Annotated in this window: 14 protein-coding genes; 12 read left to right on the top strand and 2 right to left on the bottom strand. The window is 45.5% G+C overall.

Annotated elements, in window-relative coordinates; translation table 11 throughout:
- Positions 1–42: 42 nt before the first annotated feature.
- Positions 43–837: an MlaE family lipid ABC transporter permease subunit gene (locus QUA01_RS20860; protein ID WP_333092843.1), complete on the bottom strand. Its 795-nt coding sequence runs from the start codon at positions 835–837 to the stop codon at positions 43–45.
- 185 nt (positions 838–1022) lie between these two features.
- Here QUA01_RS20860 and QUA01_RS20855 point away from each other — a divergent pair, with 185 nt between their 5' ends.
- Positions 1023–1310, top strand: coding sequence for a hypothetical protein (locus QUA01_RS20855; protein WP_194068401.1), 288 nt, complete (start codon positions 1023–1025; stop codon positions 1308–1310).
- A gap of 231 nt (positions 1311–1541) precedes the next feature.
- Positions 1542–1982 carry an Hsp20/alpha crystallin family protein gene (locus QUA01_RS20850; protein ID WP_333092830.1) on the top strand — a complete coding sequence of 147 codons (441 nt, stop codon included), beginning with the start codon at positions 1542–1544 and terminating at the stop codon, positions 1980–1982.
- Positions 1983–2089: 107 nt separating this feature from the next.
- On the opposite strand, the gene QUA01_RS20845 is transcribed toward QUA01_RS20850, so the two are convergent.
- Complete coding sequence (locus tag QUA01_RS20845; RefSeq protein ID WP_333092831.1) at positions 2090–2257, bottom strand: hypothetical protein; 168 nt, start codon at positions 2255–2257, stop codon at positions 2090–2092.
- 44 nt (positions 2258–2301) lie between these two features.
- On the opposite strand from QUA01_RS20845, the gene QUA01_RS20840 reads away from it, so the two are divergent.
- The 10 genes from QUA01_RS20840 (at position 2302) to uvrC (ending at position 16997) form a co-directional block, all read left to right on the top strand.
- Complete coding sequence (locus QUA01_RS20840) at positions 2302–2514, top strand: hypothetical protein (RefSeq protein WP_333133207.1); 213 nt, start codon at positions 2302–2304, stop codon at positions 2512–2514.
- A gap of 202 nt (positions 2515–2716) precedes the next feature.
- On the top strand, positions 2717–3088 hold the full coding sequence (locus tag QUA01_RS20835; protein WP_333092833.1) for a hypothetical protein: 372 nt from the start codon (positions 2717–2719) through the stop codon (positions 3086–3088).
- A gap of 247 nt (positions 3089–3335) precedes the next feature.
- Complete coding sequence (locus tag QUA01_RS20830) at positions 3336–3737, top strand: fasciclin domain-containing protein (RefSeq protein WP_194011615.1); 402 nt, start codon at positions 3336–3338, stop codon at positions 3735–3737.
- A 191-nt stretch (positions 3738–3928) separates the two neighbouring features.
- Positions 3929–9112, top strand: coding sequence for a PAS domain-containing hybrid sensor histidine kinase/response regulator (locus QUA01_RS20825; protein ID WP_333156972.1), 5184 nt, complete (start codon positions 3929–3931; stop codon positions 9110–9112).
- Positions 9113–9590: 478 nt separating this feature from the next.
- On the top strand, positions 9591–9818 hold the full coding sequence (locus QUA01_RS20820; protein WP_333092834.1) for a hypothetical protein: 228 nt from the start codon (positions 9591–9593) through the stop codon (positions 9816–9818).
- Positions 9819–10018: 200 nt separating this feature from the next.
- Positions 10019–11104, top strand: coding sequence for an amino acid ABC transporter substrate-binding protein (locus QUA01_RS20815; RefSeq protein WP_333092835.1), 1086 nt, complete (start codon positions 10019–10021; stop codon positions 11102–11104).
- Positions 11105–11368: 264 nt separating this feature from the next.
- Positions 11369–12583, top strand: a complete 1215-nt coding sequence (locus QUA01_RS20810) for an amino acid ABC transporter permease (RefSeq protein ID WP_333092836.1) — start codon at positions 11369–11371, stop codon at positions 12581–12583.
- A 198-nt stretch (positions 12584–12781) separates the two neighbouring features.
- A complete protein-coding gene (locus QUA01_RS20805; RefSeq protein WP_333092837.1) occupies positions 12782–13978 on the top strand; it encodes an amino acid ABC transporter permease in 1197 nt (398 codons plus the stop codon).
- 101 nt (positions 13979–14079) lie between these two features.
- Entirely contained in the window at positions 14080–14832 is a 753-nt protein-coding gene (locus QUA01_RS20800) for an amino acid ABC transporter ATP-binding protein (protein WP_194013110.1), read from the top strand.
- A 116-nt stretch (positions 14833–14948) separates the two neighbouring features.
- Positions 14949–16997 (top strand): excinuclease ABC subunit UvrC, encoded by a 2049-nt coding sequence (gene uvrC, locus QUA01_RS20795; protein ID WP_333092838.1) that lies wholly within the window; start codon positions 14949–14951, stop codon positions 16995–16997.
- Positions 16998–17015 lie beyond the last annotated feature (18 nt).

Below are 17015 nucleotides of genomic sequence, written 5' to 3'. Positions count from 1 at the left end.
AACGAATGTTGCCAATTATTCATATTTTATCTGTTTCCTAGCTTACAAGCCTTTGAGTACGCTAGAACCCGTCCCCTGAAACATGATCCAAGTCATCAAAAAGTTAACCACAAAAATTGCCAGCAAAGCCGTCACCACCGCTGTAGTAGTCGATTGTCCCACACCTTTTGCGCCGCCGGTGGTGGTCAAACCCCAGCTAGTACCGATTACAGCAATCAAAGCACCGAACACAAAAGCCTTAATTGCTGCGCTGCAAATATCCCACAGACTCAGGAAATGCCGGACAGATTCTAAAAACACTGTTTGAGAGATGCCGTACATTGTCGTTGCAATCAGCAGCCCGCCGATGATGCCGGTGACTAGGGACAATATTGTCAGAATTGGCAGCATCAAGCAGCAAGCAATGACGCGGGGAATTACTAAGTAGTCTATCGGGTCTGTTCTGAGCATCAGCAGGGCATCTATCTGCTCTGTGACCTGCATCGTGCCGATTTCCGCCGCAAAAGCCGAACCTACCCGTCCCGTCACGATTACCGCTGTTAAAACGGGGCCGAGTTCGCGAGTCAAAGACAAAGCCAAAACGCCGCCGACGACATTGCCGGCACCGAGGTTAATAAACTCCCTCGCTACCTGAATAGTAAATACCATGCCGACAAAACCAGCAGTCAGCAAAGCAATCAACAGCGATTCCGGGCCAACTGCTGCCATTTGGTCGAGGGTGTTGCGGCGGTTAATTTTGCGCGTCAGCAGGTGCAGCATGACTTGGCCGCCCAATAAAATTGCTGCGAACAACCGCTTACTCCACAAACTGAGGCTTGACTGTGTAGTTGTGCTCAAGGGATTTTGACTGTAGAACAACTGCCAAAAATGAAATCTATCTACAAATCTTAAACAAGTTTCTTCTCTAAGATTTAAGATTTTTGACAGAATTGGCTGCGGAGGGCGATCGCTGCCTATCGTAGAAAAAGACAAGTTTTGTTTACTTGCACCTTTCGGCAGTTTAGCTGAATTTACTGACTCTTATGAGCATATTTCCTAATTTTCTTCGCTCTTTACTGCTGACGGGCCTGTTGAGCTTTGTCGCTCCCTTATTGTCGATCGGCGCGGGATTGACTGGCTGTGCGCTGATTAGCCTCGTCCCTGGCTTCCAAGGGCTCGGTCGTTCTGGAGAAAACATGATTTTACAGTTCTTAGCGACTTTTGGCAGTGGCTCTCCTCTGCAGGGTGTTTTGGCGATCGGTCTAGCTTTTGGTTTGGTTGGTGCTTTGTTTGATACCTACGCTTCTTATCAGCATTCGCGGTGGGATTGACCGACTTGAGAAAAAGCAGAGCAATCTCAAATTTAACATTATTTAGCTGTGGCTCCCTCGGATACCTGCGCCTGTAATGATTTAGCAGTACGATCGCCAATGTTCGGAAATGCGATCGCCCTTTTTGCGGAAAACCGAATATCGCTGTTGCGGAAGCAGGAATATATTAAATACAGGTTGAGTCAAGTGTTTCTCAACCTCTAACAACGTAAGAGATTCGAGGTATCAATTATGGCACTTATTCGTTGGGAACCTTTGCGAGAAATGGACTCCTTGCAGCGAGAAATGAATCGGTTGTTTGATAGCTTGACACCAGCGACCGATCGCCCATCTAACGGCCTAGCTTTTGTCCCCCCCGCCGAACTCAATGACACTCCCGAAGCCATCCACCTTAAGTTAGAAATCCCAGGAATGGAAGCTCAGGATTTGGACGTACAAGTAACCGCAGAAGCGGTGGCTATTAGTGGCGAAAGGCGATCGGAAATCAAGAGCGAAGATAAAGGCATAACCCGTTCAGAGTTTCGCTACGGTTCCTTCCGCCGGGTGATTCCCCTACCCGCACGAGTTCAAAATGACAGCGTACAAGCTGAGTACAAAAATGGGATTTTGAACTTGACTTTACCAAAGGCGGAAGCAGAAAAGAACCGCGTGGTTAAAGTTCAACTCGGCTAATCAATAATTCTTTACCACTTTAGTTAGTTTATTAATAGGGGGCGCAGTGCGTACCCCTATTCTTTGGGTAATTGGTAATTGAAAATTGAAAATTGAAAATTGCGAGTTTAAGGAATAATTCTTCCATCTTCCTTCTTCCCTCTTCCCTCTTCCTTCTTCCCTCTTCCTTCTTCCTTCTTCCTTCTTCCTTCTTCCTTCTTCCTTCTTCCTTCTTCCGACGGACTTACATCCGTTACATCCCGTACATTGCTCGTTGCCGAACTTCCTTCTTCCATCTTCCGACGGACTTACATCAGTTACATCCGTTACATCCCGTACATTGCTCGTTGCCGAACTTCCTTCTTCCAACCGTGTTAAACTCAAATCAGCAATGGTTGGTGGGGAGACTGGCGTGCCGAGTCAGGGAGTTGGAGGACATGGAACTGCATCGGAATTTGGAAACTTAACCGGAATGACTCGCCAAGAAGTCGATGACTTTTTGCGCGGACTGGGTGCAGAAATCCGACCTACTAAAGGTGGTTATCTTGAATAGGAATTTGCCGCTCGTTCGCGAGTCCATATTCGTATTGATGGTGAAGTTATACGCACCGCTGCTCCTAGATACGGTTCAGATGGCAGAAGAATAAACAAAGGTTTGCGTCTTGACAAAGACGGCAGTTTGATCAAAACACGCGATGAATTTGGCAACCCAATTCTGGGTACACACAATACTGGAGAAAAAGTGAGGAATTAGTATGCCGGATGACTACAACTTACTTAATTTAGGTGGACTGACATCCCTCGTAACCAATGTCAATGTCTCTTTGTGGGGAAATGAAATTTTATTTCAATGTATTTACGATCCTACAGGTGATCGCTTGCCTTATACCATAGTATTTCATGACTGCCGAGATGTCAGTTGGGAAGTGTTTCATCCGGAAGATGTACAAGAACCTGAAGCTGATTTAATTGGCATTCATTTGGGTGAAGACGAACACCGTCAAGCAGCTTTAATTCATACGGATATTTTTGAGATTTCTATTCTGTATGGCAGCTTCAATATTCATAAAGGAGAGGATTTGAATTTAGAAATAACATATTTAGAAACAAAGGTTTTGGTGTCCTAACCGCCAGCAATCTTGTAGGGATCTTAAATTGCCTCGCGACTAAGTTACATATTAGTTAATAATATGATACCTATAAAATAACCATTGTCAGGTTAGAAAGTTCGGACTTGTACCCGCAAAATAAGAGAGGAGATAAATCCCAGCACCTCAACGAATTACCAATTTTTTAGTAAAGACAGTAGGTATTTTTGCCCGCATCAGTTTACGATACTTAATAGAACTTTTTTGCCAAACGAGGTAGAACAAAATGCCTGATATTGTGGATATTGCCGTAGGTGCGGGTTCCTTCCAAACCCTTGTAACAGCGGTGCAAGTAGCTAATTTAGTAGATGCACTCAAAAGTCCGGGGCCTTTCACGGTCTTTGCACCCACTGACGATGCTTTTGCGAAATTGCCACCGGGAACTATCACTACGCTAGTGCAGAATGTCCCCCAATTGAGCAGAATTTTGATGTTTCACGTCGTCTCCGGCAAGTTTATGAAGGCTGATTTGGCAAAACTCGGTTTTGTTACTTCTTTAGAAGGTTCGCCAATTAAAATTGATTGTTCTGACGGTTTTGAAGTGAAAAACGCTACTGTTGTCGCGGCAGATATCGAAGCTGACAATGGTGTCATCCACGTTATTGATAACGTGATTTTGATGGGATAATTTCACTTTTCAACTTTGCAGCGGGAGCGAAGCAGGTGTCTTGCACTGCTGCTTCGCTCCCGATCGCGCTTTTATTTTGTGACGAATGAAGGTAATTTAAATCTAAAAAATTTGTCTTTTCGCCGGATATATTTTAAAATTATTGTTTAAAAAAGTTTGAAAATCAATAATTATAATATAAGGAAACCTGTGTGGTGAGCACTATGCAAATCCTAGCCGCCAGCCTCAAAGCACAAGTCCGCCAGCGTACTTTTGAACTGCAAGTTCTCAACGAACTTACCGTGAAAGTACAACTTGCCAGGGTTGCTGAGGAAATTTGGTCTGCGTGTATCGAACATATCGGGCGTCTGATTCCTGCGGAGACGATCCTCTTCGAGGGCCCAGCCACCCTAGGGGCGGGCTTTCCTTCGGATCGCTTCGCTAACGCTAACGAACTTTTGACGCTACCGGACGATCGACTATACCTCCAACCACTGTCAAACCCTTTAACTGCTCGCACCAAAGCCAAAATTAAAGCACGATTGCAAGCAGCCCGCGTTGAATGGCTCGCTGGAAATCGGGACTGGGCGTACAACATCGCTTTGCCACCAATCGGTCAGTTTAAGTCTGTCTTGATGGCACCAGCTAACGAAGATGAAAGTCAAGAATTGTTGGGAGTATTTTTTATCGGTGCAGAGCAGGCAACTGCTTTTAATATCGAACACCTTTGTTTGCTCCAAACTGTCGCTCAAATCTGTGCAACATCTTTGATTAATTTAGCAGCTAAAAAGCCGAATGTCAAGGAAAAAGATCGAGATAATTTTGCAGTCGGTGAGGAAACTAAAGAATTCGTATTGCGGGCTTTGGCGGACTGTGCGCCGGACATAGTTTTTGCCAAAGATAGAAATTTTAAATACATTTTTGTTAATCAAATTTTGGCGCAATATTTAGGGAAAAATGTTGAAGAAATTCTCGGAAAAGATGACATTGAATTAGGATTTTCAGCAGCAGCCGTGTTTGGCGATCGCCAAGGCTTTGTTAGGGGCATTCGCGAGGAAGATCGAGCTGTACTCGCCGGGGAGATGGTTCGCAATCCCTACCAGGCGATCGTCTTTGGAGGCGACAGACAGCACTTTTTTGATGCCCAAAAACTGCCGCTGCGCGATGCGGAGGGCAATATATTTGGGGTTTTGGGTATTTATCGGGAAATTTTAGAACACTCTGCAGCAGAGGAAGCCAGAAATCAAAGCCAAGCCAAACTGCAAAAAATTACTGCTAGCGTACCTGGTACGGTATATCAAATTGACTTGCAGCCAGACGGTTCGATGACCTTCTCGTTTGTGAGCGCGGGCTGTCGAGAATTGTATGAAATAGAACCAGAGGTGGCTCAGCAAGATTTTAATGTAATTGTTGACATGATTCATCCCGAAGATCGAGATGATTTTGTTAACTCGGTGCAGATTTCTGCTGAAAGTTTGCAGCCTTGGCGGTGGGAAGGCAGAATTGTTACTCCGTCGGGAAAACTGAAATGGATGCAAGGAGCTTCTCAACCGGAAATGCAAGAATCGGGGGAGATAGTTTACTACGGCTTGTTCACGGATATTAGCGATCGCAAACGAGCGGAATTAAAACTGCAACTTTATCAAGAAATATTTTTAAAGTCTAACGATGCGATCGCCATTTTAGACCCCCAAGGCTATTATTTAGAAACAAATCAAGCTCACACGGTTTTGCTGGGTTACACCTCATCGAAATTGTGGGGGAAAACCCCTGCGATTCACATGGGAGAACCGGCTTTTGCGTCGCTGCTGCAAAGCTTAGCCGAAACAGGGAGTTATCGAGGCGAAATAACCTGTGTTAAGGCTTTACAAGCCGGAATCTTTGAGGCGGAACTTTCGGCTTTTGCGGTTCTCAATGATGCTGGGGATGTGGTTTGTTACGTCAGCGTCAAAAGAGATATCACCGAACGCAAGCGAGCTGAGGAAAAACTTAAACTTTATCGAGAAATATTTTTAAACTCCAACGATGCGATCGTAATTATCGATGCTGATGGGTTTTTTCTCGAACAAAATCGCGCTCACCAATCGCTGCTAGAATACACAGACGCAGAATTAGAAGCAGAAGCGCCGCCGCTGGTGGCGGAGGAGCGCTTTTCGGCAATTACCAAAAATTTAGCGAAAACAGGAACTTTTCGGGGCGAAATTACTAACTCTACTAAAAAAGGGCGCACGCTGGCGATCGACGTAGCGGCATACTCTGTGATGAACAACAGCGCCGATATAATTTGTCACGTCTGCGTCAAGCGCGACATTACCGAACGCAAAAAAGAAGAAGAAGAACGGCAAAAATTTGTGTCGTTGATTGAAAATAGCAGCGATTTTATCGGTATGGCTACTCTCGAAGGCCACACACTGTTTGTCAACGAAGCCGGACGCAAAATGGTTGGTGTAGATCAGCTTTCGGAAATGCTTTATACGGAGATATGGGATTATATAGGTCACACTTTTAAACAAGAATTTACTCAAGAAATTTTGCCCAAAATGCTCAGTGACGGTCAGTGGCAAGGTGAAGGTAAAATGCAGAACTTCCACAGCCAAAAACGCATAGATGTGGTGATAAATGCTTTTCTGGTAAAGCATCCTCAAAGAAGCGAACCGCTGTGCTTTGCTGCGGTAATTCGCGATGTGACAGAACGCAAGCAAGCTGAGAGAATGCTGCGGGAACAAGCAGAACAAGAACGGCTGGTTTCGGCGATCGCCCAGCGAGTCCGGCAGTCTCTCAATCTCACTCAAACTCTGAGCACAGCCGTGGAAGAAGTGCGGCATTTGCTGGCGACTGACCGCACGGTAATTTATCGTTTTGATTCGGAGGAAACAGCGATTGTGGTTGTGGAATCTGTGGGCGAGGATTGGATGCCGCTGCTAGACAGAAAGCTGGAAGAATCATCTTTTGAGGAAAGTTATGTATCGGTGTACCGCGCTGGTAAAATTCAAGCTATTGAAGATGTTCATGCGGCAAGCTTGAGCGACATCCACCTAAATTTTTTGGTGAGTTTGCAGGTAAGGGCTAATTTAGTTGTCCCAATTTTTATCGGCGATGAAAATCAAGAGTCGATCGCCGAAAATTGGTCAAAAACTCCCGGAACAGAATCGCCCATCGCGAGTTGGGAAACCAGTCAAAATCGGTTGTGGGGATTGCTGGTTGCTCACCAGTGCGGTGGCCCACGCGCTTGGACTGATTCTGAGGTGGATTTGCTGGGAAGGTTGAGCGTGCAGTTGGCGATCGCCATTCAGCAATCTACTTTGTTTGAACAAGCGCAGCAAGCCCGAGAAGCAGCCCTAGAAGCCTCTAGAATGAAGTCGCTATTTTTAGCAAATATGAGTCACGAAATCCGCACTCCGATGAATGGAGTGATGGGAATGACTGATTTGCTGCTGAAAACAAATCTCACTCCCGAACAGCTAGACTTTGTACAGACGCTGAAACTCAGCAGCCAAAATTTGCTATCAATCATTAATGATATTCTCGATCTCTCCAAACTGGAAGCCGGAGAAATGCGCTTGGAAACTATCGAATTTGACCTCAGTATCTGTTTGGATGAAGTGCTGGATTTGTTAGCAACTCCCGCACAAGAAAAAGGTATAGAATTGGTGGCGCTGATTGACAGCGACGTGCCGCAGAAAATTAGAGGCGACGCAGCGAGGTTGCGACAAATTCTCACTAACTTAATCAATAATGCGATTAAGTTTACCGAAGTAGGAGAAGTAGTAATTGAAGTTTCTACTGGCAGACCTCCGGGGTTGGTGGCAGCCAGTGCCGCCCGCCAAAAATTAGAGAATATGCAGCCGTTAAAACTCGGAAGCGATCGATCGCTGTTCCTGCTGTTTAAAATCACAGATACAGGAATTGGTATAACGACAGAAGACCAAATAAAGCTGTTTCAATCTTTTACTCAAGTTGATGCTTCTACGACGAGAAAATACGGTGGTACAGGTTTAGGTTTGGCTATTTCTAAGCAGTTGGTGGAGTTGCTAGGGGGTCAAATAGGCGTGGAAAGCACGCTTGGTCAAGGCTCAACTTTTTGGTTTACTGTGCCGGCTGTTAAGGAAAATTTGACTGCTGCGAGGACAGCGTGCCACGTGAATTTGCAAACGGTGTTGGCGGGACGAAAAATGTTAGTTGCTAGCGATAAGCCGACATTGCGAAAAGTGCTGCTGAAAATGGCTGTTTTGTGGGGAATGGAAGTTGACGAGGTTGAGAACGGTTGGATGGCGATCGCCTCTCTGTACAAAGCTGTCAGCATTAATTCTCCTTACGCTATTGTTTTGGTTGATATTCAGTTACCGGAAATGGTGGCGGGAAGTCTGGAACGTTTGATGATTGCTGAGCAGGCTATGCAGCAAACGCATTGGGTGGTGTTGACTTCTATTACTCAGATATCGGAGGCGAAACGTTTGGTAGATATCGGTTTTAGCGGCTATTTAACTAAACCTGTGAAAGCTCATCGGCTGTTTGATTGTTTGGTGAATGCGATCGCCCCTAGTGTTGAAATCGATCTGTCGCTGGCAAATCCCACCAATAATCAACCCTCAGTTATTGACAATCGGGAGTTAGCCAGCTTGAAGATTTTGTTAGTTGAAGATACTCCGATCAATCAAAAAGTTGGCTTGAATCAACTCAAACTTTTGGGATGCGCTGCGGATGTGGCGAATAACGGTGCTGAGGCGCTATCGATGCTGACTCTCAAAAAGTATGACATTGTGTTGATGGACTGTCAGATGCCGGTTTTGGACGGTTACGAAGCGACGCGGGAATTGCGCCGTCTGGAAGCGACAGGCGCTGCTGGTTTGGGAGAGTTGAAGCTTCATACGGTGGTGATTGCGATGACGGCGAATGCTTTGAAGGGCGATCGGGAAAAGTGTCTGGCGGCGGGGATGGACGATTATATTAGCAAACCTATTTCGATCGAAAAGTTAAAATCTGTACTCGAAAATTGGTCGGTAAAGTTAAAAATTGAAAGTCCCAAGTTTCAGGGCGAGGAACTCGAAAACTCTGCAGCGGATCTAGAATCTGTAGTGGATATGGCGCGTTTGCACGAAATTGCTGGCGCTGATTTAGATTTTGAGCGGGAAATTTTGCAAACTTTTGTGGTGGATACTGACAGTTATTTAAAAGCAGCTAAGGGGGCGATTTCTTCGGGAGATGTGCAGGCGCTGGCCCGCCACGCGCATCAAATTAAAGGTGTCAGCGCTACGGCGGCGGTGCGGCGAATGCCGGATTTGGCTGCTGAGCTTGAACGTCTGGCACAATCAAACGATTTGGAGGGCGCGACGAAAATCATCGCTGAATTAGAATTAATTCTGGCGGGGGTTGAAAAGTGGACTGCTGGTCAGTGATAGGTTCTACAGTATTTGTATGAGTGCCCAGGCCTAAAAAATCATGATAGTTTGGCTACAAAAGAAGTGTTGGGTTTTTTGCACGGGCGATAGTTTGCAAGGTGCGGATCTATGAGATTATGGATATGTTTAGGGATTTTCGCTAGGCGACGCAACCTAGGACTTGATTGATTTTATGCAAAAGTGGCCCGATCGCCCGATCGCAAATACCTCCTATTAGCCCCTGCGATCGATAACCTGTAAAGATTTTTAACTTTTTATCAAGATATTTATTTCTATGTGACGAGATTAGGAACTCTTATAACATCTTGTGTGTTGTAGCTTTTGACACTACTAAATTGAGTTATTGTGGTGAAATATAAAATAATCATTAAGCCGATCGCTCAAAAGGTACTTTTCGTATATCGGCTTGAAAGACTAAGATCGGATTTTCGCCCGCCCAACCCATTAACTGCGTATTTACGCTTGAGGAGGTTTTATGACTCCAATCATGTTACGTCAACTCTGGTCGTTAATTGAGACCACCCAAGCCACTCTGTTAGTCAATTTAGACGATGACACCCTGGTACAGTGGCTGCTGAAGCAGTTAAAGGCAAATTCTGCGCTCAATGGCAATGAAACAGATGTGTTGAACGAGTACATCGAGTCTCGGCTGTCGCTAATTCGCGATTTAGCTGAGGAGCGTTTGGCCCCCGATCAGTTCTGAGCCGATTAAATCAAAATTGGATAAATATTGTAGAGAAGGGCGATCGCCCGCAGCCGGCTCAAAAAGATCGGCTGGTTTGCGTGGAGTTGTCGCGGTTCACAACAGCTAATTTGAAGCAGCCCAATGTTGTAAATGGGCGATCGGCAAAGTTATCGACAGCTACAAGGTAGGATCGTCAGGAAAGCGTTCTACTAAAATCTATGCGTAAATGGGGATTTCTATTGCTAGCAAGCGTGTTATTAGTCGCACCGCTAGCATCTTGTCGGGATCGATCGGCACAAACCGGACAAAATACAGCGACAAATTCTGGTGAAGGCAAATCGCAACAAGGTTCCAGCCGGATAGATACTATTGTCAGCCGCGGCAAACTCATTTGTGGCGTCAGCGGCGAACTACCGGGTTTTAGCTTTGTAGACGAAAAAGGTAAATATTCGGGACTCGATGTAGATGTGTGCAGGGCGGTGGCGGCCGCAATATTTGACGATCCCGAAAAAGTCGAATACCGAAAGCTCAACGCCAAAGATAGATTTACAGTTTTGCAATCTGGAGAAATCGACATTCTCAGCCGAAATACCACCTTTACGGCAAGTCGCGACAGCACTACGGGACTGGAATTTGCGCCAATTGTCTTTTATGACTCTCAAAGCATCATGGTCAAAAAAGACAGCGGCATCAAAAGTTTAAAAGATTTTGCGGGCAAATCTATCTGCGTGCAGACAGGTACGAGCAACGAACAAAATTTGTCCGACCAAATGCGAAAATTAGGAGTCAAATACACTCCTGTCGTGTTTGAAGATGTGAATGCTACCTTTGCTACCTATCAAGAAGGTCGCTGTCAAGGTGTTACTTCCGATCGATCGCAACTTCTTTCTAAGCGCACAACTCTACCGAATTCCGAGAACAATGTGATTTTGCCGGTAGTGATGTCAAAAGAACCCTTAGCCCCAGCGGTAAAAAGCGGCGATGCGAAATGGGCGGATGCGGTGAGATGGATTATTTTTGCGACGATTGAAGCTGAAGATTTGGGAATTAATTCAGCAAATGTAGATAAAATTGCAGCAAGCAGTACCGATCCAAACGTCAAACGTTTGCTAGGAAAAGAAGGAGACTTAGGTAAAGGTTTCGGACTCTCGGACGATTTCGCTCTCCGCGTTGTTAAAAAAGTGGGGAATTACGGGGAAATATACGATCGCAACCTCGGCCCGAAAAGTACACTTAAGTTAGACCGAGGTCAAAACAGACTCTGGAAAGATGGCGGTTTGCTTTACTCGCCACCCTTCCGTTAATTTCATCAGGACTTAAACGCGCTTCGTCCCAGAAACCGGGTTTTTTACGCAAATATTTGACGCTTGCTCTTTACCGCTTCAAAAACCCGGTTTCTGGGCTATTGGTGCGTAATTCTCTGTATAGTAGACCTCTGTCATTCATTGGCTCTCAAGACTTGAAATTATCTGCGTTTATCGTGGGTTGCATCTGCCTTGCACCTGCGGTAGATCTATCAATCAAAGATTTATGCAATTCAAGTCTAGTTCGCTCTACATTAAAAAAATATGAATACAGAACCTCAACCGGGCCACTCCAAGAAATCATCCAAATTTCAAGAGTTATCAACACTGCTGCGAGACGATCGCTTGTGGAAAATAGTCGGACAGGCGATCGCCCTAATTTTAGTAATAACTGTAATCGCCATTTTTTGGGACAATATCAGCGCCAATTACGCGCAACTAGGGATTGAATTTGGATTTGATTTTCTCAATTCCCAAGCATCCTTCGATATCGGCGAAAGCGTAATTCCCTACAGTCCCGAAAACACCTACAGACAAGCTTATTTTGTCGGTTTAGTCAACTCGCTGCGGGTAATGGGTCTGGGGATTGTTTTCACAACAATTGCGGGCGTGACGGTAGGAATTGCGCGCCTTTCCGACAACTGGTTGCTGCGGAATTTGGCTGCTTTGTACGTAGAAATTCTGCGAAACACGCCCTTATTGCTGCAATTATTTTTCTGGTATTTTGCAGTGTTCATTTCCCTGCCAAAACTGGAAGACAACCCGCAGATGAAAGGGCCGATTTACTTGACAAATCGCGGTATTGCTGTACCTTTGCCTGCACCTTTGCCCGGTTTTGAGATTTGGTTGATTTTGTTAACTGTTGGAGTTTTGGCGGCGGCGGGGCTGTGGATGTGGCGGGGGCGGGTGATGCTGGAAACAGCGAAGCCGGGAAGACAGTTATTTTGGGCGGCCGGTGCGATCGGGCTAAGTGCGATCGTAGCTTTAATTATCACCAAAAATCTGCCTTTGCGCCTAGATTTTCCCCGCCTGACACCAGCATTGCAACTCCAAGGAGGATTAAAAATAACTCCAGAATTTGCAGCCTTAGTAACAGGACTCAGCTTGTATACTGGGAGTTACATTGCAGAAATTGTCCGCGCCGGAATTCAGTCAGTATCCCGAGGCCAGTGGGAAGCGGCAAAATCTTTGGGACTAAAATCGGGAACCGCGATGCGGATGGTAATTTTGCCGCAAGCTTTGCGGGTGATTGTGCCGCCTTTAACCAGTCAGTATTTGAATTTAGCTAAGAATTCGAGTTTAGCTGTGGCGGTTGCTTATCCCGACGTTTACTTTGTAGTGGGTTCTCCGACTTTGAATCAGACCGGTCGGGCGATCGAGGCAATGCTAATTATCATGGTAACATACCTAACAATTAGTTTAATAGTTTCTCTATTCATGAATTGGTACAATCAAACCGTACAACTCAAGGAAAGATAAAAACTTAATTCTGGTGACAATAAGGCAAATCAAATGGCTTACAGTGACTTCAGTTTAAGCAGCCTCTTAAAAACATTTAAATTAAGTTATTCTGAAACTGCTAATTTGTTTGCGAACGAACAGAAACTAGAAAGCCCTCAAAACTTTAGAAATTTTAGTAAGTGCAATTAGAAATTAACGACTAACCACTAAAGAATTATGGAAAAAACCCCCGTACTACCGCCTCCCCCCACCGAATCGCCCACACCTTGGAATTGGGCGCGCAAAAACCTATTTAGTACCTGGTACAACTGCATTTTTACAGTAGTTTGTCTGATTGTCGGTTTCCAAACTATCAAAGGAATTATCGTTTGGGCTACAACAAAAGCTCAGTGGCGGGTATTAGAAGCCAACTTACCGCTATTTTTTGCGGGCAGATTTCCCAGCGATTCCTACTGGCGGCTGTGGATAGTGGCGGGAATAATTGCTTTGTTGGGAGGCTTGACTTGGGGAAATATTCAGCGGGAAGAACGACTTTGGAATGCGCCTACATTGATTTTACTCGGTGCTGCGGTTGTCGGTGCGCTGATTTCGCCGATCGACCAAACCTCTAGCTTCTATCTCTTAGGAATTATTATCGCAGCCACTGCAGGCTACGTCACCGCCAGACAAGTCAACCCTAAAATCATGGGTTGGATGCCAGGAATTTGGGCTTTATCCTTCCCGCTGATTTTGTGGCTAATTAAAGGCGGGTTAGGTTTGAGAGAAGTCTCGACAAATGATTGGGGCGGTTTAGTGTTGACGCTGTTTTTAGCAATAATTAGTATTGTGCTTTCCTTTCCCTTGGGAGTATTGCTAGCCTTGGGGAGACAAAGTTCTTTGCCCGTCGTCAAACTGCTTTCAACATTATATATTGAAATCGTTCGCGGTTTGCCATTAATTGGCATTTTGTTTTTAGGTCAAGTGATGCTGCAATTATTCTTGCCGCCGGAATATCCCAAATTAGATAGAGTCGTAAGGGCGATCGCCGGATTAACATTATTCAGTGCGGCATACTTGGCAGAAAACGTGCGCGGGGGCTTGCAATCCGTACCCAGGGGACAAATAGAAGCGGCAAGGGCGATCGGGCTAAACACACCACTACTTACAATTCTCATTGTACTACCCCAAGCGTTGCGAACAGTCATTCCGGCGATCGGCGGTCAATTTATCGGATTATTCATGGATACATCCCTACTTGCCCTATTTGGAATGTTAGAATTAATCGGAATATCCCGCGCAATTTTAGCAAATCCATCATACATCGGCAGATACGCCGAAGTTTACATATTCGTCGGCCTAATTTATTGGATATTTTGCTACTCAATGTCATTAGCTAGCCGCAAACTAGAACGGAGTCTCGAAAAAAGTCATTAGTTATTGGTTATTGATTATTGGTTATTGGTTATTAGTTATTGGACAATTTTTCAACATGAATTTCTATTAGCGTTCATCAGCGGTTAACAAATAAAACAAACATGGAAACTCAATCCACAAATCCCGAAACAGTAATCGTAGCAGAAAATGTCCATAAATGGTACGGAAATTTTCACGTACTGCGAGGCGTTAGCATGAACGTCAACCGAGGCGAAGTCGTCGTCATAATGGGCCCGTCCGGTTCGGGAAAATCCACATTTATTCGTACTTTCAACGCCTTAGAAGCATATCAGCAAGGTAAAATAACGATCGACGGAATCGAACTTTCCCACGACTTGCGGAACATCGAGACAATTCGCCGGGAAGTAGGAATGGTATTTCAACAATTCAACCTGTTTCCCCACCTATCAGTCTTGCAAAACGTCATGCTAGCGCCCGTATGGGTGCGCCGCTGGCCCAAGAAAAAAGCCGAAGAAGCAGCAATGCAACTGTTAGAAAGAGTGGGAATTTTGGAACAAGCACAAAAATATCCCGGACAGCTATCTGGCGGACAGCAGCAACGGGTAGCAATTGCACGTTCTTTAGCAATGCAGCCTAAAATTATGCTTTTTGACGAACCAACATCAGCATTAGATCCAGAAATGGTGCGAGAAGTTTTAGATGTGATGCGAAATTTGGCTGAAACTGGAATTACAATGGTAGTAGTAACTCACGAAGTCGGATTTGCGCGCGAAGTAGCCGATCGCATTGTATTGATGGACGGCGGCGTTTTAGTGGAAGAAGCCGGGCCGGAAGAGTTTTTTCAGAATCCGAAGGAAGAACGCACCCGCAAGTTTTTATCTCAGATATTGTAACTAATTTTCAAGTTTAATCGGTGAATTTGGCTGCGGTAGCAGCCGTAAAAAAAGACAGAATTAAGGTAAAATAAAAAAGTGTACAATCAGTCTCTATTTTGCTGAGATAGCTTGCAATGCCATCCACAAAAACTCTGCCGTTAGTTAAAGACTCGGAACGCCTAGAAAGTCGCCTCAAAGAAATTCCGGCGGTTCCTGGTGTATACTTAATGCGAGACGAGAGCGATCGCATCCTTTATATCGGTAAATCAAAAAAACTGCGAAATCGCGTCCGTTCCTACTTCCGCGAAAGCCAAAACCTCAGTCCCCGCATCGCGATGATGGTACAGCAAGTGCGGGAAATTGAATTTATCGCCACCGACACAGAAGCGGAAGCTTTAGCATTAGAAGCAAACCTTGTAAAACAGCACCAACCTTACTTTAATGTCCTCCTCAAGGATGATAAAAAATATCCTTATTTGTGCATCACTTGGTCGGAAGAATACCCGCGCATTTTCATCACCCGCAAACGTCGCGCCAGCAGTGCAAAAGACCGCTACTACGGCCCCTACGTCGATACAGGTGCGCTGCGGAGTACGCTGCATTTAATCAAGCGGATTTTCCCCCTGCGACAGCGCCCTCAGCCGCTGTTTAAAGACCGTCCCTGTTTGAACTACGACATCGGCCGCTGCGTCGGCGTTTGTCAAGGGCTAACTTCGCCGGAAGAATACCGCAAAATTATCCAAAAGGTAGCGATGATTTTTCAGGGAAGGACTCAGGAATTGCTGGATATTCTGGAACCGCAAATGGAACAAGCAGCGGAAGATTTAAACTTTGAAACTGCGGCGCGGATTCGAGATCAAATTAAGGGTTTGCAGTCTTTGAGTGCTGGCCAAAAAGTTTCTTTACCCGATGATACGGTTTCTAGAGATGCGATCGCCCTTGCAGCCGGCACTCAGCACGCTTGCGTTCAATTATTCCAGATTCGTGCCGGCCAATTAGTCGGAAGACTGGGATTTATTGCAGAAATCCCCTCCCAACCGCCCCTTACCAAGGCGGGCCAAGAGTTGTCTCAACTTTCTGTTTCCTCCCCTCTTTGCGAAGGTGGGGAAGCGGGGGGGGAACCGGGAGCAATTTTGCAGCGGGTGTTGGAGGAACATTATCAAAATGTCGAATCTGTAGAAATTCCCAGCGAAATTTCAGTGCAGTACGAATTGCCAGAAGCGGAAATATTAGCAGATTGGTTGAGCAATCGTAAAGGACGAAAAGTGACAATTGTGACTCCGCAGCGCCAAACTAAGGCGGAGTTGATTGAGATGGTGGAACGCAATGCTGAGTATGAATTGGCGAGAATGCAGAGATTGGGCGATCGCAATTCTCAAGCAATGGAAGATTTAGCAGAACTTCTCGATTTGCCCGAACTGCCGCACCGCATAGAAGGTTACGATATTTCTCACATCCAAGGTTCGGATGCGGTAGCTTCCCGCGTCGTATTCATTGATGGTTTGCCGGCCAATCAACACTACCGCCATTACAAAATTAAGAATCCTGAAATTAAATCGGGTCATTCTGACGATTTTGCGAGTTTAGCAGAAGTTATCGGTAGGAGATTCCGAAAGAATCAGGAAAAAGAAAGTTCGGCAACGAACAATGTACGAGATTTAACGGATCAAAGTAATGAAAATGAATTGAGTAATTTAGGATTGCGGCAAGAAGTCAGTAGTTTATCTTCGGTTTCTCATACTATTTCTGACAAACCGGATTTGATTATGATAGATGGTGGCAAAGGTCAACTGTCAGCAGTTGTGGCTGTTTTGCGGGAGATGAATTTGCTAGATGAGTTGCGGGTTGTTAGTTTGGCTAAGCAGCGAGAGGAGATATTTTTGCCGGGGGAATCTTTGCCGCTGCCAACTAATTCTGAGCAGCCAGGGGTACAATTATTGCGGCGGGTGCGGGATGAGGCGCACAGATTTGCTGTGAGTTTTCACCGGGATCAAAGAAGCCAGAGAATGAAGCGATCGCGCCTTGATGAAATTCCCGGATTGGGACACCACCGACAAAAACTGTTGTTAGCGCATTTTCGGTCGATCGACTATCTGCGTTTAGCGACTCCCGAACAGTTGGCAGAAGTTTCTGGGATTGGCCCGCGTCTGGCGCAGCAAGTCTACGATTATTTCCACCCGTAAAGCCTTTGGTAGCCTGGG

The sequence above is a fragment of the Microcoleus sp. S36a_B3 genome (assembly GCF_036700745.1).
In the GTDB taxonomy this organism is placed as follows: domain Bacteria; phylum Cyanobacteriota; class Cyanobacteriia; order Cyanobacteriales; family Microcoleaceae; genus Microcoleus.
Note: the sequence above shows the minus strand (reverse complement) of the source record. Positions and strands in the feature narration are given on the sequence as shown.